Raw genomic sequence first — 20,266 nt, forward strand, 5'->3', positions numbered from 1 at the left:
AAATAAAAAATGTACAGAAACGAGGGAAAGAAGATGAAGAGAAAGAGGTTGAAACAGTTTTTATGTGCATTACTGACTGTATCCATGGTTGCAGGGCAGCCGCTTTCACTGCTGGCAGCAGAAGAAGCTGTGACAGAGGTGGGAGCTGAAGGATTTTCAGATGCACAGGAAGCCGTAGAGGATGTGGACGAGGAACAGGTGCTGGACGCACAGGAGATTCCACCACAGATGTCTGATGACACAGACAGTGCTTTTTCAGATGCATCCGATACAGCACAGACAGACTCCCTGTTTGGGGATGGCAGCACAGAGGCAGAAGAGTTCTCTGATTCTGGTGAGGAAGGATCAGAAGAACCGGAAGCGCTTCTGTCTTTCAGAGAATATCTGGAAAGTCAGGGTGTGGATGTGGACAGCCTTTCAAAAGAAGAGAACATCCATCTGTATGAGGTCTATAAGGCCTATGTAAGACAGTACCTGGGAGTGGATCCGGAGACTGCGGCGGTTCATTCTTCAGGAACTGAAGGCTGGCTGAGAAATAATTATCTGGAAGCAGTAGTAAACAGCGAAGGCAAGTTTACCATGGGAACCTGTGAAGGAAATCCAAACTACGATTCTGACAATAACAGAAAGCTTCTGTATGGACATCCCAATCCAAATACATCAGAAACCCTGATCAAAGTAGGAGATCAGGAACGCTTTTTTGAGGCAGATACAGTAAACAGTGTGGGCAATAAAGTAATTGCCAGCATGACCTATAACGGTGTACAGATCATACAGACCCTGGAACTGGTAAAAAGCGGAAATGCCAGCTATGCAGATACAGTGAGGATTTCTTACCAGGCCATCAATGTATCCGGAAGTGCAGTAGATGTAGGTATCCGTATTATGCTGGATACCATGCTTGCTAACAATGACGATGCACCTTTCAGGATCCCAGGAGTAGGAAACCAGACCACGATCCGTACTTTTACAGGGGCAGCAATCCCTCAGTCCTATCAGGTATATGACCGTCTGGATGATCCCACCACACTGGCTACAGGATATCTTTACAGAGGAAATGAGCGCAGACCTGATGTGGTATATTTTACCAACTGGTCATCCATCCGTGGAGAATACTGGGATTATGATCCATATGAGGGAAGCAGTCTGGGAGACAGTGCAGTAGCGATCCGCTTTGATCCTAAAACACTGGCTGCCGGCAAATCCATGGAAGTTTCAACCTATTATGGAATCAGTGTAGGTAATTCCATTACAGCAGGCTCAGGTAATGAATCAGTAGGGAAAAACCAGTTCCTGATCAAGGTAAAGGATACCGGTACAGAAGAATATCTGGAAGATGTGGATGTTGCTCTTACAGGACAGAATGGGCAGACACTTCAGGGAAAAACAGATGAAAACGGCAAGATTCTTTTTGATGACATAAAAAGCATTGCCGGAGATGTGGATATTAGCATTTCCAAAGACCAGTATCGCACCAAGGTGATCCGCAAGAAACTTAAGGGCGGAGAATCAATGGTCTTTACCCTGAAAAATCTGAATGACACCACTCCGGAGATTGAGTCCGTTACAATGGGAGACAAGAACCTTCTGATCGATACGGTTTCATTTCTGGAGGATTCAAGCGCTGAGATCGCAAAAGCCAAGAAGACAAAGACCGTTAAGATCAATGTTGAGTCCGACATGGATGACTGTGTCTATTTCCTGATGCAGGACGAGTCTGTGGTAGCCAAGAATAAAACCGGTGTATTTGAATTCAAAACACTGGAAAAGAAAAACGGCACTGTGATCGAGAAGCTTACTTCCCAGTCAAAAAGATACGTAAAATGCGTTTCCAAGGATGGTAAATCTTCCAAAGAGATCCAGTTTGGACTGAAGGTTTCCAAACCAGTAGTTTCGGCAAAGGGTATTACCAAGATGAAATTCATGACCATGGGAGAGGGGAATGTGGGAAAATCTTCCCTTGCAGCCTTGTTCATGGGAAATGCCCTGAAATTCGGTATGAATGATCTGCTGGATCTGGAAGTGAAAACCGATGACAATGGAAAGGTAAGCGTTGGTCTGAATCTGAAGTTTATGCCTAGCACCCAGAAGGAAAAGGAAAAGCTGAACAAAGAACTTCTGGAATCTAAGGCAAAGGACTTTAAGCTTGGAAAGAAGCAGCCAAAGCTTAATATAGGAAGCTTTAAGACTACATTTAATGTTGCCGGATATGGAGAAGGATATCTGGATAACGGAAAGGTAATGGTCAATATAGTCGTCAGGGCATGCGGTTCTGTTTCTGGAAGCCATACCACCAATTTCTTCTGGATCGTTCCTACATACATCTCAGTAAGCGGAGAAGGAAAGATCGAAGCAGAGATCAGAGGAAGTATTATAAACCAGAACGGATTGAACCTGAACGGACTTTTGCCGAAATGGACCAGCGGAACCATTGCACCTTCTATCTCTGTAGCAATTGAAGGCGGCGTAGGTTCCAAGGGGATTGCCAATTTTGGCGCAGAGGGAAGAGGAACCGTTAAGTATACAGCGGACTTTGTAAAGTCTACCCAGCTTTGTGAGCTGACAGCATCTGCCAGCCTGAAAGCTGCAGTGTGGAAGTTTGAGAAGAGTTTGAAGCTGGCAGAGGCTACGGTTACTGTATATGACAGCAATCGGAAGGATCGTTCTGTATATTGCCAGGATCAGAATATTTACGATGAACTGAATGCACAGCCTTTCCTTCTGGCGTCAGAGGAAGGTGTGGAGACAGATAACGGAATTACTGCAGGCTCGGATTCCAATCCCATTTTTGTAAATGCAGGCGGAACCAATTATAAATTCTGGATCCATGAGGATCCCTCAAAGCAGATCTGCAACAGCAGCCAGCTGGTATATCAGAAAGCAGGAGAAACAGGATATACCATTATTGACGATGACGGAACTTCTGACTTTGCACCTGCAGTTGCAGTAGACGAAGCAAAGAAAGTGATCTATGTGGCATGGCAGGATACAAAGAAGGCCTTTGACGATTCTTCCGCTACGGTAGATCAGATGGCAAACGCATCTGAGATCTGTGTAGCTGTGATCCACTATGGCAGCGGTTCTGATATGATCCGTACATATCCTCTTACAGATAATAATGTGACAGATACCATTCCTGGAATCGCAGTGAAAGACGGTGTTGCATATGTGGCATGGTATCATACTGAAAACAAGGCGCTTGAGACTACACTGCCAGGTTATGTATACTATACTTCTATCGGGGCTGATGGTACTACAGGAGCCCTGAAGTGGGTAGATATTGGATCAAACCGTTATATTTCCCAGATCTCTGTAGCTGCATCAGGCTCAGGCCCGGTTGTTACCTATACCTTTACCTCTGGTGAAGGCGTACAGGCCCTTGCAGATGTAGATGAAACAAGACAGAGTGGCTATATTCAGATCAATACCGGTGAAACAGGAAATCTTGGTACAGAGGAAGGAAGTGCAGCCTCCGGCATCATTACCGGAAGCCTTGATGGAACAGAGTATATGTTCTGGTATCAGGATGGGAATATTGCTTATAAAGCAAATGTAAATGACAAAGCTTCTTATGTGTTTGATCCGGCACAGCTTCCGGAAAATCTTACAAAGAATTTCCAGGTAATCAGTTCCCAGACAAAAACCTATATCCTGTGGACTGCCACTGCTTCATCTGATCAGGATCAGAATCAGAAGGCTGTCTATGGATGTATCTGGGAAAAGGGTGCTTTTGGAAAGGTACATTGTCTTGGAAACCTTGGAGCAGGTATTATTTCCGGCCTTTCAGGAGCCTTTAATGAGGATGGCAAGCTGGTACTTTCCTACAACAGAGCAGAATATGACGAAAATGGCACCACAAAATATTCTGATCTGGAAGAAAAGACAGTAGAAGAAACTGTGGATCTGAAGATCCAGTCAGTAGATTTTGAGGACAGCGATGTTGCTTCTGACCAGGCTCTGCCGATGACGGTCACTGTAAAGAACAATGGAAATCTTGCAGCAGAGGGAATTGATCTTTCCTACATTTGTGCAGAGAAAGATTATGAAGTTGGTCAGGGTCATAAAGACGTAGTGATCCAGCCTGGTGAAGAAAAACAGATCCAGATCGATTACCCTGTTCCGGAATTGAATGTAGATGATGAGCCGGAAACTTACAGAATAGAAGTGTCTGCGGCTGGCAGTGGGGTACGCCAGGATGCAGCAGAGTTTGAACTTGGCTATCGTGTGCTTTATGTAGAGCAGCTGGATGATGTAATGATGGATAATCAGGAATGTATCGTCCTGCAGATTGTAAACGACAGCGGTCTGGAAACTAAAAACGTAGGCTTCCGTATCCTGGCAGATGCTAAGGACGGTGCTGTGCTTTACACGGAAAATATGGGAACCCTGGAGCCGGGAGAAGTACGGACTGTTTATTTCCCAAGAACCACAATGGATGGTTCCAAGGCAGCATACCTGTATCTGGCTACAGATTCTCCAAGACGTAATGAAGAGGATGCATATTCTCTTCTCAGTAATTCATCAGAAAATGTGCGCCTGCTCACAACAAGCTCCTTTAAGATCACAGCTGGTGAAGGCGGAACCATTGTAAGCGAAAATGAGAAGAACTATGATTCAGACACAGAAATAGATGTGATCGCAGCTGCAAAGAATGGTTATGTGTTTGACCACTGGACTGCAAATGATGGAATTTTTGAAGATGAGGACAGCCCAAGCACTACCTTTATCATGCCTGAGAAGGATGTGGAGGTTACTGCACTCTTTAAGAAAGAGAAAAAGGCAACTGGTGTATCCTTACCGGAAACACTGGAACTTTCTGTTGGAGATGTGGAGCAGTTAAATGCAACAGTTACTCCATCAGATGCAAGTGACAAATGTACATATACAACAGAGCAGACAGATATCATCAGTGTAAGTAAAAAAGGCGAAGTAGAGGCCCTGAAAGCAGGAACAGCACAGATCAAAGTGACCTGCGGAGCTTATTCTGATACTTGTAGTGTAACTGTAAAGGATGTTCCTGTAACGGATATCCGCATGATCTATCCAACACTGGAACTGGATGGTGTGGGAGCGCAGGACACGGTAGAAGTACTGCTTACTCCTTCCAATGCAACAGAAGCCCTTACTTATACTTCTGATCATCCGGAGATCGTATCTGTAGATGAAAATGGAAAAGTAACTGCTAATGCAGTGGGAGATGCAGAGATCACAGTCAGCACAAAGAGCGATGTGAAAGGAACTTGCAAGGTAAGAGTGACGAATCCGCTTACCGGTATCCAGATCAGTGAAAGTGCATTAAAACTTAAGAAAAATGATTCAGCTGTTTTAAGTGTGAATTTCCTGCCCTTTGATACAACAGAAAAGCAGGGAGTTGACTGGACCATTTATGATACAGATGTGGCAGAACTGGTTACATCAGGAGAAAACAACAGCATTGCTTCTGTTAAAGCAATATCTTCAGGAACAACACTGATCGAGGCAAGTATAGGAGATACCTTCCATGCATATTGTAATGTAACGGTTTACGTACCTGCTGAAAGGATTACCCTGAATACTCAGAATATTACCATAAGAGATGGACAAAGCTATTATCTGAGTTATGATATTTATCCGTCAGATGCAACGGACCGTGTTACTTTCACATCCAGCAATTATGATGTGGCTGACGTATATGGTGATGGTGAGGTCTATGGACGAGATCCAGGAACTGCAGTGATCACTGCAGCTACAGAAAGCGGTCTTTTGGCTTCTTGCCAGGTAACCGTTGTAGCTCCGGAAGATAACATGGTGAATGTAACAGATCTTAGCCAGTTCCAGTCAGATCATCCATATGCAAACAATGAAGACAGAACCTGGAGCTATCATGTAGATGGTGCCGGTTCCGTGTCCATTACCTTCAGTTCGGATACCGAGACAGAGGATGATTTCGATTACATTTACATCATGGATGGCACAGGAAAGAAGGTTGGTACTTATACAGGTACAGAGCTTAGAAACCGAACAGTTACGGTTTCCGGCAGCACCATTAAGGTAAGGCTTACCTCTGACAGCAGTTATGCAAAATATGGCTTCCGGGTGGTAAGGGCATCAGGAACCACATCCATTGGCTATGCACAGATCGCGGCAGTGCCCAATCAGTATTACACAGGAAGTGCTGTAACACCTGCTCTTAATATTACTTATATGGGACGTACACTTACTGCAGGTGTGGATTATACAGTATTCTATTCCAGCAATATCAATGTTGGAAAGGCAACTGCAGTGATCAGCGGTCTGGGAAGCTTTGCAGGATCCGCAACAGTGGAATTCTACATTGTGAAGCCTAACCTTAAGAAAGTAACCGGAGGCAAAACGGTTAGTGCTACCCAGAAGAAACTGACCATTGGCTGGAATCCGCAGCCTGGTGCAACCGGATATTATGTATATCGCTATGAAAAAGCGAAAAAGAAATATGTGCTGCGTGCAACCTTAAACGGCGGTACCAACACACGGTATACGGATAAAGACAAGAAACTGAAGTATGGCACCAAGTACAGATACAAGGTGATTCCATTCTTTATCCAGGGCAGCTTAAGTGCCAAAGGCCCGGCAGCAGTGATCGAAAGTACACTGGCACCGAAGAAGGCAGCCATCTCCAGAGTAACAGGCGGCAAACGATCTCTGACTGTGAAATATGGCAGAATTTCCAGAGTCAATGGATATGAGGTTTATGTTTCAAAAAGAAAGGGAAGCGGCTATAAACTGGCTGCTACTGTAAAGAAAGGTACAGCTACAAAAGCAACTGCTAAGCGGCTTACCAGAAAGAAAACCTATTTTGTGAAAGTGCGTGCATATATCAGCACAAAGAGCGGTAAGGTATACGGTGCGTATTCCTCACCGAAAAAGGTACGTGTGAAGTAACAGAAGCGTGCGATAAATAAAGCTTACAACGCAAAGATGGCAAGATAATGACAAAACGGAGAAGTTCCCGGGAATGTGGGGGCTTCTCCGTTTATTTCTGGATTCAGTAAAACAAGATGATGTTATATGCGGCTTGTATCATGAGTTCCATTCATTTAATCTTCTTCAATTACTTGGATCTCCAGGTAGTCAAAATCAATTTGTTCAATAAAATTATCCTGGTAAAAACGCGCTTTATCATGCTTCTGGAAATGGCGGACCGTAGTATCCAGCCAGATGGGATTGCCAAGATCCATATCATAACAAAGCTGTTCAAGACAGTGGAAAACCTTGTGTGTGCGGGTGTCTTCACGGTCATCACATACCACTTCGTCTTTAAGCATATGGTTGTCTTTCCAAATTTTCCCCCATAAACGGAACATATATTTACCTCCCCGTCAGATCTGCCCCAGGGCTATACTTGCTTTTGGGATTCTGTCTTCTGGCTGCGTTTTCGATTCAGATATCGTTCAATGCGGAGAAGAGCTTCTTTCAGCTCCTCAATGGAATAAGCATAAGAAATACGGATAAAACCTTCACCGCAATCTCCAAAAGCACTGCCTGGAACAACGGCTACCTTTTCTTCCCTCAGAAGGTCAAGGGCAAAATCCTCACTGGTCATGCCAAATTCACGGATATCCGGGAACATATAGAAAGCTCCCTCCGGAAGGAAACAGGGGAGTCCAAGACGCTGCAGCTCATGATAGAGGAAACGACGTCTCTGGTTGTAGGATTCCCGCATGTAAATAACATCCTGATCGCCGTTGTACATGGCTTCAATTGCAGCATACTGGCTTACGGTAGGAGCACACATGATGGCATACTGATGGATCTTGATCATTTGCTTCAGGATCTCCTTATTGCCCAGAGCATAGCCCAGACGCCAGCCGGTCATGGCAAAGCCTTTGGAAAAACCATTGATCACAATGGAATACTCCTTCATGCCGGGAAGGGATGCAATGGATACATGCTCCTTTCCATAGGTAAGTTCGCTGTAGATCTCGTCTGAGATCACCAGAATGTGATGCTCTTTGATCACATCCACAATAGCCTCCAGATCCTCTTTTTCCATAATGGCTCCTGTAGGGTTATTGGGGAAAGAAAGGATCAATGCCTTGGTCTTGGGAGTGATGGCTGCCTCCAGTTCCTCACGGGTAAGGCGGAAACGATTTTCGGCTTTTAATTCAATTGGAACCGGAACACCATCCGCCAGAAGGATACAGGGCAGATAAGAAACGTAGCTGGGCTGAATATAAATCACTTCATCCCCTGGATTAATAATGGTGCGGAGAGCTACGTCGATAGCTTCGCTGCCGCCTACAGTAAGCATGATCTCAGATGCAGGATCATAGGTAAGTCCTGTACGTCGTTTGGTAAAGTCAGAAACTGCTTTACGAAGCTCCATCAGGCCGCTGTTAGAAGTATAGAAGGTTTTGCCGGCCTGCAATGCCTGGATCCCGGCCTCACGGATGTGATATGGAGTTTCAAAATCCGGTTCTCCAACACCAAGGGAGATGGCTCCAGGGATCTCCTTTACTATATCAAAAAATTTACGTATTCCAGATGGCTTTAAAGCCTTTACCTTTTCAGATAGAAATTCATTCATGGTGTCATTATCATTCTTTCATCAGATTTTTTACTGTCAAAGTCAACGCCCAGTTCTTTATATTTGGTAAGGGCGAAATGGGTGGCTGTGCTTTGTACCTCATCAATAGAGGCAAGCTTACCGGAAACAAACAGGGAAATCTCCTTCAGGGTTTTTCCTTTTATCATAACAAGGAAATCGTAGGCTCCGGACATCAGATAAAGAGAAAGTACCTGCGGATACTGTTTGATCCGGTCTGCCAGCTGCTGATAGCCATTGCCTCCCTGCGGGGTGACATGAAGCTCTACAAGAGCTGTAACATCGTTGTCATTTACTTTATCCCAGTTGATCAGTGTATGATAACCACAGATAATATGCTCTTTTTCAAGGGATGCGACCTCATCATGGATCTGCTCCTGTGTGACGTCAAGCATGATTGCCAGTTCTGCATTGGTCAGCCGGCTGTTATTTTCTAATAATTTAAGAAGCTGTTCTCTGGTATGGTTCTCCATTTTTGTTCCTCCTGCTAAAATCGCCAAATAAGGTTATTCTTGCGTTAATCATTAGGGTATCACTCTTTTTCAGTGGTTTCAACATAAAAATAAATTGGTTAATGATTATTTATTATTTTACGGCATTGCCTTGGTAACATCTTACTCTGCTAACCTAAGTCTTGCAGTCAGGAAAATTTTATTTTATAATAGGCTTTAATCAGGTGAACAGCATTGACTGTTTCACTATACTAGTACATCGAAACTTAATATTCGATGTACTAGTTTAAAAAACTGAAATGAGGAGAAAGGGATTATGAAATTATACGATACAGGTGTATATCTGCAGAATGGACATGACATCATTCCGGCAGGACAGGCAGATTTTCCGGTTTCCAAAGAAGAAGCTGCAAAAAATACCATTGCTTACTCAATTCTGGAAGCACACAATACCTCCGGTAATATGGAGAAGCTCCAGATCAAATTTGACAAACTTACTTCCCATGATATTACTTTTGTGGGGATCATCCAGACTGCACGTGCATCAGGACTTGAAAGATTTCCGGTTCCTTATGTGCTGACCAACTGTCATAATTCCCTTTGTGCAGTAGGAGGCACCATTAACGAAGATGACCATATGTTTGGACTTACCTGTGCCAAGAAATACGGTGGTGTATATGTACCGCCCCATCAGGCGGTTATCCATCAGTTTGCAAGAGAGATGCTTGCAGCCTGCGGTAAGATGATCCTTGGATCTGACAGTCATACCCGTTATGGAGCACTTGGAACCATGGCTATGGGAGAGGGCGGACCTGAGCTTGTAAAACAGCTGCTTTCCCAGACATATGATATCAATATGCCAGGTGTGGTTGCTATTTATCTGAAAGGAACTCCCCGTCCGGGAGTAGGTCCCCAGGATGTGGCGCTTGCTATCATTGGCAAAGTATTTGCCAATGGTTATGTTAAGAATAAGGTTATGGAGTTTGTAGGACCTGGTGTCCAGAATTTAAGTGCAGACTTCCGTATTGGCGTAGATGTTATGACCACCGAGACTACCTGTCTTTCTTCTATCTGGCAGACAGATGAGAAGATCCATGAGTTTTATGAGATCCATGGCAGAGAGTCTGATTATAAAGAACTGAAGCCAGGTGCAGTGGCATACTATGACGGATGTGTGGAGATCGATCTTTCAGAGATCAAGCCTATGATCGCTATGCCGTTCCATCCGAGTAATACATATACCATTGATGAATTGAATGCCAATCTGAATGATATTTTGGCAGATGTGGAGAAGAAAGCCCTGGTAAGCCTTGATGGTAAGGTTCCGTATACTTTAAGAGATAAAGTAAAGGATGGAAGGCTTTACGTAGATCAGGGGATCATTGCTGGATGTGCAGGCGGCGGATTTGAAAATATCTGTGCAGCAGCAGATATCCTGAAGGGCAGCAGTATTGGTTATGATGCCTTTACTTTAAGTGTTTATCCAGCAAGTACGCCAATCTATATGGAACTTGCCAAAAATGGAGTGCTGGCAAGCCTTCTGGAAACAGGTGCTGTTGTTAAGACTGCATTCTGCGGACCTTGCTTTGGCGCTGGTGACACACCTGCAAATAATGCATTCAGTATCCGTCACACTACCAGGAATTTCCCGAACCGTGAAGGATCTAAGATCCAGAATGGCCAGATTTCTTCTGTTGCTCTTATGGATGCCAGATCTATTGCGGCTACGGCAGCAAATAAAGGCTTCCTTACATCTGCAGAGGAATATACCGGTGGATATACAGGCCAGAAATATTTCTTTGATAAGACAATTTATGAGAACCGTGTATTCGACAGCAAGGGTGTTGCGGATCCGTCTGTAGAGATCCAGTTTGGACCGAATATTAAAGACTGGCCAGAAATGGCACCTCTTGCAGAGAATCTTGTACTGAAGGTTGTTTCTGAGATCCATGATCCTGTTACAACAACGGATGAGTTGATTCCTTCTGGCGAGACGTCTTCCTACAGATCCAATCCGCTTGGGCTTGCTGAGTTTACGCTTTCCCGTAAGGATCCTGCGTATGTAGGCCGTGCCAAAGAGGTACAGAAGGCACAGAAAGCGATCCAGGCAGGAGAATGTCCTCTCACAGCACTTCCTGAGTTAAAGCCTGTGATGGAAACCATCCAGAAAGAATTTCCAGATGCCGGAAAGGGCAACCTGGGCGTTGGAAGCACGATCTTTGCTGTGAAGCCGGGAGATGGATCTGCCCGTGAGCAGGCTGCATCCTGTCAGAAGGTACTGGGGGGATGGGCAAACATTGCCAATGAGTATGCTACCAAGCGTTACCGCTCCAATTTGATCAACTGGGGAATGCTTCCTTTCCTGATCAAAGAAGGCGAGCTGCCATTTGCAAATGGAGATTATCTGTTCTTCCCCGGTATCCAGAAAGCAGTTGCTGAAAAGGCAGATGTGATCACTGGATATGTTGTAAAAGAGAGCGGTCTTCAGAAATTTGAAGTGACTTTAGGAGAATTGACGGATGATGAACGTGAGATCATCCTGAAGGGATGCCTGATCAATTACAATCGTAAATAAAAGGGAGAAATCCCGGATAAGAATGGCTGCCAGGTTCTGCATCAGGAATTCTGGCAGTCTTTTTACTATTAGCTAATGACGGGGAGAATGAAATGAAATTGGGAGCATTTGAATATTATCTTGTTGTAATTAATGTGGTTGGTTTGATGGTTTTTCTTATTAATAAGCTGCTTTATGACCATACTGCCACAGGCCAGATCGACGCCTTACTAACCATTGTATCGCTATTAGGAGGGTCGGCAGGTATTATAGCGGCCATTCTTATTTTTGATAGAAAATCCCATAAAGAAAATATGATGTCCAGAATCTTTGTAGCATGCATATTTGTTATACAAATCATTTTGCTGCTGATCGTAAAAGGAAATCTGGCAGATCATATTACGTTCTCATTTTGGGATTTCTTTAAAAGAAATAAAATACTGTCCTTTTATCTGATCATGATAAATATTGTTACTTTTGCTGCTTTTGCGATGGATAAAATAGCGGCAATTGAGCACAGATCCAGAATAAGGATCGTCACATTGCTGGGACTTTCATTTGCAGGAGGTTCAATAGGTGCTTGGCTGGCAATGTATCTTTTTCGGCATAAAACCCGAAAAGATTACTTTACAGTAGGGGTTCCGCTAACATTGGTGATGCACATTGTGATCATATTCTTTTTAATGAATACAAAGTAAAAAATAAATTGTCTGAATAATATAAAAAACATAAACAAATAAACAAAAAAAGAACATTGAAATGAGAAAGAAAACGAAAAATACGAAAGAAAATACAGAAAAGTATTGACAAATAAAAGCGGCGGTGGTAATATAAACTCATCAAAAAGAAGACGAGAAAACAAAAGATAACAGAGAAGGTTATCTGAAACAAAGACATTCATTCAATTCATAGTATATAGATGTTACATGAAAAGGATGAAAAAGTAATCTTGGAAAGGCAGGGTGAGTCCAGTGGGAACGTAAGTATTCAGATCAATATAAGAGTGATGGGGATCGTATTTCCTGCAAGAAAGACCTGATACGCAGTAAGTAATAATGAGAATCGGAGAAGAACATATCCCGAATTAATATGTATCACAGGTAATTATAGAAACGATTTCTTATATTGAATATCCATCACAGAACTGATACAAAGATCAGGGAGTTGTGTAAAGAAACAACATCCATGAAAGTATAACCACTATCAGCAGTCCATATAAGGAGAGCACTTCATAGCATAGGAAGTTGCTGACAGATAGACAGGATATTTTGAAATCCATATTTATGATTTTAAAATATGAACAGAGTATTTTGAATTTTATATTTTATTTTTTTAAGATATGAACAAGATATTTTGAGTTTTGTATTTTATAATTTTAAGGTATAAACAGAATATTTTAAACTCGTATTTTATAAATTTTAGATATGAATTGAAGCTTTGCATCAGAAGTATGATTACATACGATCAACAGATTATAATCCGTGAAGTTATAATCCCAAATCTATAAAACTTTCTAAATAAACCGAATGATAAAGATCATATCGTTTATGAGCAGGAAATCAAAGAAGAACACGTAAAGAATAAAACTGAATAGAGAACCTTTCAATCCAGACAATCGTAACAGAACATATCAATAAACAATAGATATCCTAAGAGATATACCATAGAAGTTACATTGTAAATGATCTAAAGAGGAAGAAAAATTGAATAACGAAGATTTTTGAGACGGTCATCATTTTATATTATAGGAAAATGGTGACCGTCTCGTTTTGTGTTTTGGTGTTGTAAGGAAGAAGAAGTAAGGATATAATAAAACATCATATTTATTTATATGCGAAATACTTAAGGAGAACGATCATGTGGAGCGGAAAGATTGAAGACTATATTCTCTATGAAGATAAAAATATTATTGTATGCCATAAACCGGCAGGACTGGCAGTGCAGAATGCACGGATCGGATCAGCAGACATGGAAAGTGCATTGAAAAATTATCTGTATAAGAAAGAACCTGGCAAAATGCCTTATCTGGGGATTGTACACAGGCTGGATCAGCCAGTAGAAGGGATTCTTGTATTTGCACATACACCCTTTGCTGCAAAAGAACTGAGCAGGCAGATTTCAGGCGGACAGATGGAAAAAATATATCTGGCAGTGACAAAAGAAAAGCCGGAAAAAGAAGAGGGGATACTGGAAGATTATCTGAAAAAAGACGGACGTACCAATATGTCAGCAGTTGTAGCCGAAGGCACACCAGGAGCAAAAAAAGCCAGGCTTTCATATCAGGTGATCCATGAAGAAACAGAACGCTTTCTCATAAAAATCAAACTGGATACAGGAAGACATCATCAGATCCGGGTGCAAATGGCACATGCAGGAATGCCGCTTACAGGGGATCGGAAGTATGGTGGAACTACAGATACAGCACTTGGGCTTTGCGCCTGCAGTCTTACTTTCTTATATCCTGGAAGCAGAAAGAAAATGCATTTTAAGGTAAAACCAAAGGGAGAAGCCTTTAAGAGCTTCTCCCTCTAAAAAAATCATTATAACAGGGCAAAATTCTTATATACTTTGCAGAAGCCAGCTATCCTTGGTGATCTACTCATAGATGTAGTCAGCGTAATAGGGATCATCTAAAGCGGTGGTATCAATCCAGGCTGGATCAAAAAGAGTGGTCTGTTTGCTGGAAAATGAATCTTCAGTGGTAGTCTGGAGTGCTGCAAGGATGGTCTGATATCCAATCTCATAAGGCTTTTGGGAAAGGGTGCCCACCTCAGCACCATCACGGATAGCATCCTGTTGGGCTGATGTGGCATCTGTGCCAATAAAAATGATGGAATCACGGCCTGCGTCTTGCACAAGAGACAGGCATAGATCAGAAATATCACCGTTCGTACAGAAAATACCGTCCAGCTTAGGATAAATCTCCAGTACGCCCTTAATGGCTGCCTCCATATCATCTACCTGGTCAGAATAGATCACCTGTACTACTTCAATACCAGGATAATCTGCAATACTCTCCTGGAAGGCCTCTACTCTGGATTTACTGCTTAAGGTCTTCTCTTGTGGAGAAAAAACTGCTACTGTTCCATGATTGCTCAGGTAATGGGCCATACGCTTTGCTGCGATATCCCCCAGCTTCTGATTGTTAGTGCCACAGTAGGCAGAAACAAGATCCTCGCTGGATACATCAGAGTCAAAGGTCACAACCGGGATCCCGTTATCTCTGGCTGATTCCAACTGGGCCTGGCAGGATTCGCTGTCTCCGGCAGATACACATACCACGTCCGGATTCTCAGCAATAACAGCATCCAGGGTATTTACCTGGCTCTCCACATCTGTCTCATCAGAGGATCCTTCAAAGGTCATCGTGATCTTATCGTCTTTTTCAAAATTATATGCTTCATTTACGTCAGATACAGCCTGTTCCATGCCTTTTTGTACAAGGTTCCAGAACGAGCCTTTTTTGGATTTACTTACTACAGCAATCTTCGCACCAGGCTGAATCTTTGAAGAGGTATTGATCTGAGAGAGTAGTGGAGCCTGTTCTTCGCTGTTCGAATCTAAGGCTTTGTCCTGGGCTTTGACTTTGATAGGGCCAGTAACGGGCTGCAGGGAATGATTGCCCAGTGCCAGGAACAAGGCGGAAACAGACAGGATGGCAATAGAAGCAGATGCCATTTTTTTCATTGGTTTCGTCTCCTTTTGGTGTTAAATATCATTGATGATGGACTAAAAATCCACAGTAACCGAAATTTCTTTTTTATTATACACTTTTTCAAATTTACGTCTATAGATTTCACAGTTTTTTAATTTTTAAAAAATGGTCAATCGATTGAATGCACAGCTAAAGTATGATAGAATAATAGAAAATTAGTGATTATTCACAATAAATTGGGGCTTGGGAGGTAAAATTTGACATGGGAGCAAAAACGGTGATCGCTATTGACCTGGGGGCATCAAGCGGCAGACTGATCGGGGTAACTTTACAGGATGGGAAGCTTGATATGAAGGAGATTTACAGATTCCCAAATGAGGGGATTCACGCAGGTGACAGATTTTATACAGATGTGCTGCATATTTTTCATGAGATTATTACAGGCCTTAGAAAAGCAAATCAGGAACTGGAGAGTATTGATGCCATCGGACTGGATACCTGGGGAGTGGACTTTGCTATGCTGGATGGGGCTGATGAGATGGTAGGGAACCCATTCCATTACAGGGATGATCAGTCTTCCGGGATGATCGAGGAAGCAGAGCACATTTTCGGGAAAGGCGTTCTGTTTGAAGAGACCGGAGTTCAGGATATGTGGTATAACACGGTTTACCAGCTGCTGGGCCTGAAGAAGAGAAATCCAAGGATCCTGAGGGATGGACGTACCTTCCTGATGATCCCGGATGTACTGGGATTTCTGCTTACAGGGCAGAAGAATATAGAATATACAAGCGCTGCTACCACGCAGATGTATGATGTGAAGAAGAAGGACTGGTCAGAGAAGATCCTGAAGGAACTGGGTATGGACAGATCCGTATTTCCTAAGGTTCTTATGACCGGTGAAGTGAAGGGGTATCTTAGCCCGGTTGTTGCTCAGCTGATCGGACGGGAAGGGCAGGCACCTGTTCCGCTGATCGCTGCTGCACAGCATGACTCTGCTTCCGCAGCACATGCTGTTCCTGCAGAAACAGAAGACTATATTTTTATTAATTCAGGCACATGGTCCATTATCGGCTCCATCATAGACGAGCCTGTGATCACCAGGGAAGTTTTTGAACAGAATTATTCCAATGAAGGCGCAGCCTATGGGAAGATCAAGCTGGTCAATACTATTATGGGGATGTGGCTGGTTCAGGAGCTTCGTAAAAGCTGGGAAAGAAAAGGGAAGGATACAGATTACGGATTCCTTCTGGATGCTGCTGCAAAAGCAAAGCCTTTTACTGCCTTCCTGGATGTGGACGATGAATTATTTATTGCACCTGTGGATATGGAAACTGCTATCCGGCAATACTGTGAGAAGACAGGACAGGAGCCGCCTAAGGGACAGGGAGAATTTTACAGGACAGTGATCGAGTCTCTGGCTTTCCAGTATCGTCAGGCGATCCATGATCTGGAAGCGATTACAGGTAAGAGGATGGATACAGTACATTTCCTTGGCGGTGCAGTCCGGGATCGTTTGTTTTGCCAGTTTATTGCAAATGCTACAGGTAAGAAGGTGGTTGCAGGTCCTATTGAGGCCACTGCAGTTGGCAATGCTATGGTACAGCTGAAGTCACTGGGCTGCATCTCAGATGAGAAAGAAAATGCCAGGATCCTTCGTGCCACATTCGAAATAGCAGACTATATGCCGCAGGATACGAAAGTATGGGACGAAAAGTTTGAACAGTACCGAAAAATCACTAAAAAATAAGCCAAAAACACCAAAATGCGATTAGACAATCCTGGACAAATGCACAAATTTGAGACAGTAAACGGAATTTGTACAAACAAAAAAAGTTGTTATTTTTCAGGGATTGTGATAAGCTAAACATTGTGATAAATATCTAAAAATGCGTAAGAAAGGGGCCGGAATATGAGAGAATTGACAAATATTTTTAAAAATATGAGTCTTGTTTCTCAGTTCGGCCTTTCTTTGATTACGCCCACCCTTTTGATGCTGGGACTTTGCTGGTGGCTTACATCCAGTTTTGGTCTGGGCGGCTGGGTATATATTCCCGGATTCTTTTTCGGTCTGGGTGGATCCTTTACGGTAGCTTACAAGTTTTACCGGACCACCATGAAGAAAGAGAAGAAGCAGGATCAGGAACAGAAGGTATCCTTTAACAAACACAGCTAATGGAAAATCAGGATACAAAGACGAAGGAAAGCAGCACATGGTCAAAGCAATCAGAAGATGATCAGAAAGAAGGCAGATGCAGGAAAGGTGATGGAAAGGATTTCAGGAATATGAGCAATGAAAGAGTAAAGATCCAGCCAGCAGTAAAAAAAGAGACTGAAAAAGTAGCAGCAGGTACCGCCATAGGAGTGATCCTGATGTGGGTGGTATTCGGGATCCTTCACGTGGCAATGCCTGAGAAGGTACCCTTTGATTATACTGTGATCCTGGGTGGATTATGCGGTGGTATTGTGGCAGTACTGAACTTTTTTACCATGGGGATTACCGTTCAGAGAATCGTGTCCCTGGAGAATCAGGACGCTGCCCAGAGAGTGATGCGTTCCAGCTACTCCAAGAGAATGTTTTTGCAGCTGGTATGGTGTATTGTAGCCATTACAACACCATATTTTCAGTTTGCAGCAGGACTTCTTCCTCTGCTTTTTCCAGGAGCAGCCATTAAGATCGCAGGCATTTTTGGAAAAAAGAAAGACAGCTCCGGTTCATGATATGTATGGATTGTTTCGTGCTATGCATGCTTAAAAAGAGCACATTCTTAAAAAGAGCACATTCTTAAAAAGACAGGAGGTGAGAGACGAAGATGGACATAGATATAACTGGCGGAAGGATATTTTACACCTTTCCCATTGATTTTCCTGTTCTTGGGAAATTCCAGATCACAGAAACACTGCTGGTAAGCTGGCTGGTGATGATCCTGATCACAGGTCTTTGCATCTGGCTCACCCATGACCTGAAAGTGGAGAAGATCTCCAAGCGTCAGGCGGTTGCAGAACTTCTGGTGGAGACTGCCAACAAGTTTGTAATCGGAAATATGGGAGAAAAGTTTAAGAAGATGATTCCTTTTGTAGCAGCGTTGTTTGTTACAAGTGTAGTGTCCAACCTAATCAGTCTGGTTGGCCTTAGAAGTCCGACCGCAGATCTTTCCACAGAAGCAGCCTGGGCAGTGGTTGTTTTTATCATGATCACATCCCAGAAGATCAAGACCAATGGTGTGGGCGGATATCTGAAAGGCTTTACAACACCGATCCCGGTGATGACACCTTTCAATGTATTATCAGAACTTGCAACACCTATCAGTATGGCCTGCCGTCATTTTGGCAACATTCTTTCAGGTGTGGTTATTAACGGACTTTTGTATGCAGCACTGGCAGTGGCAAGCTCCCGGTTGTTTGGATTGATCCCGGGGATCGTGGGACAGGTATTATCAAAGATTCCTATTCTTGACGTAGGTGTGCCGGCGATCCTGTCTGTATATTTTGACTGGTTTTCCGGCTTTATGCAGGCATTTATCTTCTGTATGCTGACTGTTATGTATATTGCCAATGCAGCAGAAGAGGGTTAGAAATCAAACGGACATGCCGCATGTCAGCGGCATTGCCATAAATGAAGTCAACACAGGAAATAATAAAACTCAGGAGGATTGAATTATGGATTTTCAGATTTTAGCAAAAGGTATTGCGTTAGCAGGTTGTGCAATCGGTGCAGGTCTTGCGCTTATCGCAGGTATTGGACCTGGTATTGGAGAAGGTAATGCAGTTGCGAAGGCACTTGAGGCTATTGGCCGTCAGCCGGAGTGTAAAGGTGATGTTACAGGTACGATGCTTCTTGGATGTGCTATTGCAGAGACTACAGGTATTTACGGTTTCGTTACAGGCCTGCTCCTGATCTTCGTTGCACCTGGAACCTTCATGAAATTCCTTGCATAAGGTACGAAAAAGCAACACCGGACAGGAGGTTATAAAATGCAGGTACAGGAACTTGTAGGAATTGTGCCATGGACATTTGTGGCCCAGATCTGCAATCTTTTTATCCAGATGTATCTGATCAAGCGTTTTCTGTTCAGGCCCATCAATGAGATGCTTGAAAAAAGAAAAGCCATGGCAGATGCCCAGATTACCGATGCCCAGAAGGCCAGGGAAGAGGCAGATGCAATGAAGCAGGAATACGAGCAGAATATGCTGGATGCAAAGGATAAGGCAAATCAGATCGTAACAAGTGCACAGAAAACAGCTGCCATCCAGAGTGAGGAGATCCTGAAGGAGGCTGCAGACCAGGCAGCAGCTATTAAGGCAAAGGCTGAGAAGGATATTGCTCAGGAGAAACGGAAGGCAGTGAATGAAGTGAAGAATGAGATCGGCGGCATTGCTATGGAGATCGCCGGGAAAGTAATTGAGCGTGAGATCAGTGAAGAGGATCACGCAAAGCTTATTGATGAGTTTATATCGAATGTAGGAGAGGCATCATGACACAGACTGCCAGATTATATGGCAGCAGTTTGTATGAACTTGCTGCCGAAGAACAGCTTACAGACGTTTTGATGGAGCAGATGGAGGAAGTACGTCAGCTTTTCAGAGAGAATCCAGAGTATGTGAAGTTGCTGGGAGAGCCTTCCATTCCAGGAGAGAAAAGAGAAGAGCTTCTTGAGCAGGCTTTCGGAGGCCAGGCACAAAGGTATCTGGTGAATTTCCTGAAGCTGCTCTGCCAGCGCGATCTTATGCGGGAGTATTCCGGCTGCTGTCAGGAGTTCAGAAGGCGCTATAATGAGGATCATAATATAGCAGAAGCCCTTGTTACCAGTGCTGTGGCTCTTAGTGAGACGCAGATGGAAGCACTGAAGGCAAGGCTTGAGAAGATCAGCGGCAAGCAGGTGCTTCTCACCCAGAAAACAGATCCGAAAGTGGTAGCAGGTCTTCGTGTGGAGCTGGAAGGCAGACAGTTGGACGGAACGGTTCAGGGACGTTTGTCAGAAATGTCAAAGAAATTGAATGAAGTCATAGTCTAAATAAAATCATAGTTTAAATGAAGTCATAGT

The 20,266-nt window shown here is 43.4% G+C and carries 15 protein-coding genes; 11 read left to right on the forward strand and 4 right to left on the reverse strand.

Annotated features, from left to right (window positions below):
• Window positions 1-33: 33 nt before the first annotated feature.
• Window positions 34-6,900, forward strand: coding sequence for an Ig-like domain-containing protein (locus AB5916_RS13765; RefSeq protein ID WP_368191490.1), 6,867 nt, complete (start codon window positions 34-36; stop codon window positions 6,898-6,900).
• Window positions 6,901-7,055: 155 nt separating this feature from the next.
• Here the strand turns inward: AB5916_RS13765 and AB5916_RS13770 are convergent, their stop codons facing one another.
• From AB5916_RS13770 to AB5916_RS13780, 3 genes are read right to left on the reverse strand one after another with little or no spacing between them, the layout of a single operon-like run.
• On the reverse strand, window positions 7,056-7,322 hold the full coding sequence (locus AB5916_RS13770) for a hypothetical protein (protein WP_158421181.1): 267 nt from the start codon (window positions 7,320-7,322) through the stop codon (window positions 7,056-7,058).
• A gap of 32 nt (window positions 7,323-7,354) precedes the next feature.
• On the reverse strand, window positions 7,355-8,545 hold the full coding sequence (locus tag AB5916_RS13775) for a pyridoxal phosphate-dependent aminotransferase (RefSeq protein ID WP_368191491.1): 1,191 nt from the start codon (window positions 8,543-8,545) through the stop codon (window positions 7,355-7,357).
• On the reverse strand, window positions 8,542-9,036 hold the full coding sequence (locus AB5916_RS13780) for an Lrp/AsnC family transcriptional regulator (RefSeq protein WP_368191492.1): 495 nt from the start codon (window positions 9,034-9,036) through the stop codon (window positions 8,542-8,544). Before AB5916_RS13780 ends, AB5916_RS13775 begins: the two co-directional genes overlap by 4 nt.
• Window positions 9,037-9,331: 295 nt before the next feature.
• On the opposite strand from AB5916_RS13780, the gene AB5916_RS13785 reads away from it, so the two are divergent.
• The 3 genes from AB5916_RS13785 (at window position 9,332) to AB5916_RS13795 (ending at window position 14,101) form a co-directional block, all read left to right on the forward strand.
• A complete protein-coding gene (locus tag AB5916_RS13785) occupies window positions 9,332-11,590 on the forward strand; it encodes a hydratase (protein WP_368191493.1) in 2,259 nt (752 codons plus the stop codon).
• A gap of 92 nt (window positions 11,591-11,682) precedes the next feature.
• Window positions 11,683-12,267 carry a DUF1294 domain-containing protein gene (locus tag AB5916_RS13790; protein ID WP_368191494.1) on the forward strand — a complete coding sequence of 195 codons (585 nt, stop codon included), beginning with the start codon at window positions 11,683-11,685 and terminating at the stop codon, window positions 12,265-12,267.
• Between the two features lie 1,159 nt (window positions 12,268-13,426).
• Window positions 13,427-14,101, forward strand: coding sequence for an RluA family pseudouridine synthase (locus AB5916_RS13795; RefSeq protein ID WP_368191495.1), 675 nt, complete (start codon window positions 13,427-13,429; stop codon window positions 14,099-14,101).
• Between the two features lie 63 nt (window positions 14,102-14,164).
• Here AB5916_RS13795 and AB5916_RS13800 read toward each other — a convergent pair whose 3' ends face one another.
• On the reverse strand, window positions 14,165-15,256 hold the full coding sequence (locus AB5916_RS13800) for a substrate-binding domain-containing protein (RefSeq protein ID WP_368191496.1): 1,092 nt from the start codon (window positions 15,254-15,256) through the stop codon (window positions 14,165-14,167).
• Between the two features lie 230 nt (window positions 15,257-15,486).
• On the opposite strand from AB5916_RS13800, the gene AB5916_RS13805 reads away from it, so the two are divergent.
• The 7 genes from AB5916_RS13805 to atpH all read left to right on the forward strand — a co-directional run bounded on the left by AB5916_RS13805 (window position 15,487) and on the right by atpH (window position 20,236).
• A complete protein-coding gene (locus AB5916_RS13805; protein ID WP_368191497.1) occupies window positions 15,487-16,971 on the forward strand; it encodes a rhamnulokinase family protein in 1,485 nt (494 codons plus the stop codon).
• A gap of 162 nt (window positions 16,972-17,133) precedes the next feature.
• On the forward strand, window positions 17,134-17,397 hold the full coding sequence (locus AB5916_RS13810; RefSeq protein WP_158421173.1) for an AtpZ/AtpI family protein: 264 nt from the start codon (window positions 17,134-17,136) through the stop codon (window positions 17,395-17,397).
• Complete coding sequence (locus AB5916_RS13815) at window positions 17,397-17,942, forward strand: ATP synthase subunit I (RefSeq protein WP_368191498.1); 546 nt, start codon at window positions 17,397-17,399, stop codon at window positions 17,940-17,942. Before AB5916_RS13810 ends, AB5916_RS13815 begins: the two co-directional genes overlap by 1 nt.
• A 92-nt stretch (window positions 17,943-18,034) precedes the next feature.
• On the forward strand, window positions 18,035-18,796 hold the full coding sequence (locus AB5916_RS13820) for a F0F1 ATP synthase subunit A (RefSeq protein ID WP_173728770.1): 762 nt from the start codon (window positions 18,035-18,037) through the stop codon (window positions 18,794-18,796).
• A gap of 82 nt (window positions 18,797-18,878) precedes the next feature.
• Window positions 18,879-19,160, forward strand: a complete 282-nt coding sequence (gene atpE / locus AB5916_RS13825) for an ATP synthase F0 subunit C (protein ID WP_158421171.1) — start codon at window positions 18,879-18,881, stop codon at window positions 19,158-19,160.
• Window positions 19,161-19,196: 36 nt separating this feature from the next.
• Window positions 19,197-19,700: a F0F1 ATP synthase subunit B gene (gene atpF, locus AB5916_RS13830; RefSeq protein WP_368191499.1), complete on the forward strand. Its 504-nt coding sequence runs from the start codon at window positions 19,197-19,199 to the stop codon at window positions 19,698-19,700.
• Entirely contained in the window at window positions 19,697-20,236 is a 540-nt protein-coding gene (gene atpH, locus AB5916_RS13835) for an ATP synthase F1 subunit delta (protein ID WP_368191500.1), read from the forward strand. Before atpF ends, atpH begins: the two co-directional genes overlap by 4 nt.
• The last annotated feature ends 30 nt before the right edge of the window (window positions 20,237-20,266 follow it).

It is taken from the genome of Blautia sp. 1033sp1_1033st1_G9_1033SCRN_220408 (genome assembly GCF_040929965.1).
Lineage (GTDB): Bacteria > Bacillota > Clostridia > Lachnospirales > Lachnospiraceae > Blautia_A > Blautia_A ammoniilytica.

Excerpts from the sequence above, each read along its gene's own strand:
- atpH (WP_368191500.1), top strand. The coding sequence starts at position 19,697 with ATGACACAGACTGCCAGATTATATGGCAGCAGTTTGTATGAACTTGCT.
- AB5916_RS13765 (WP_368191490.1), top strand. The coding sequence starts at position 34 with ATGAAGAGAAAGAGGTTGAAACAGTTTTTATGTGCATTACTGACTGTA.
- AB5916_RS13795 (WP_368191495.1), top strand. The coding sequence starts at position 13,427 with ATGTGGAGCGGAAAGATTGAAGACTATATTCTCTATGAAGATAAAAAT.
- AB5916_RS13775 (WP_368191491.1), bottom strand. The coding sequence starts at position 8,545 with ATGAATGAATTTCTATCTGAAAAGGTAAAGGCTTTAAAGCCATCTGGA.
- AB5916_RS13785 (WP_368191493.1), top strand. The coding sequence starts at position 9,332 with ATGAAATTATACGATACAGGTGTATATCTGCAGAATGGACATGACATC.
- AB5916_RS13800 (WP_368191496.1), bottom strand. The coding sequence starts at position 15,256 with ATGAAAAAAATGGCATCTGCTTCTATTGCCATCCTGTCTGTTTCCGCC.
- atpF (WP_368191499.1), top strand. The coding sequence starts at position 19,197 with ATGCAGGTACAGGAACTTGTAGGAATTGTGCCATGGACATTTGTGGCC.
- AB5916_RS13815 (WP_368191498.1), top strand. The coding sequence starts at position 17,397 with ATGGAAAATCAGGATACAAAGACGAAGGAAAGCAGCACATGGTCAAAG.
- AB5916_RS13780 (WP_368191492.1), bottom strand. The coding sequence starts at position 9,036 with ATGGAGAACCATACCAGAGAACAGCTTCTTAAATTATTAGAAAATAAC.
- AB5916_RS13770 (WP_158421181.1), bottom strand. The coding sequence starts at position 7,322 with ATGTTCCGTTTATGGGGGAAAATTTGGAAAGACAACCATATGCTTAAA.
- AB5916_RS13820 (WP_173728770.1), top strand. The coding sequence starts at position 18,035 with ATGGACATAGATATAACTGGCGGAAGGATATTTTACACCTTTCCCATT.
- AB5916_RS13805 (WP_368191497.1), top strand. The coding sequence starts at position 15,487 with ATGGGAGCAAAAACGGTGATCGCTATTGACCTGGGGGCATCAAGCGGC.
- AB5916_RS13810 (WP_158421173.1), top strand. The coding sequence starts at position 17,134 with ATGAGAGAATTGACAAATATTTTTAAAAATATGAGTCTTGTTTCTCAG.
- AB5916_RS13790 (WP_368191494.1), top strand. The coding sequence starts at position 11,683 with ATGAAATTGGGAGCATTTGAATATTATCTTGTTGTAATTAATGTGGTT.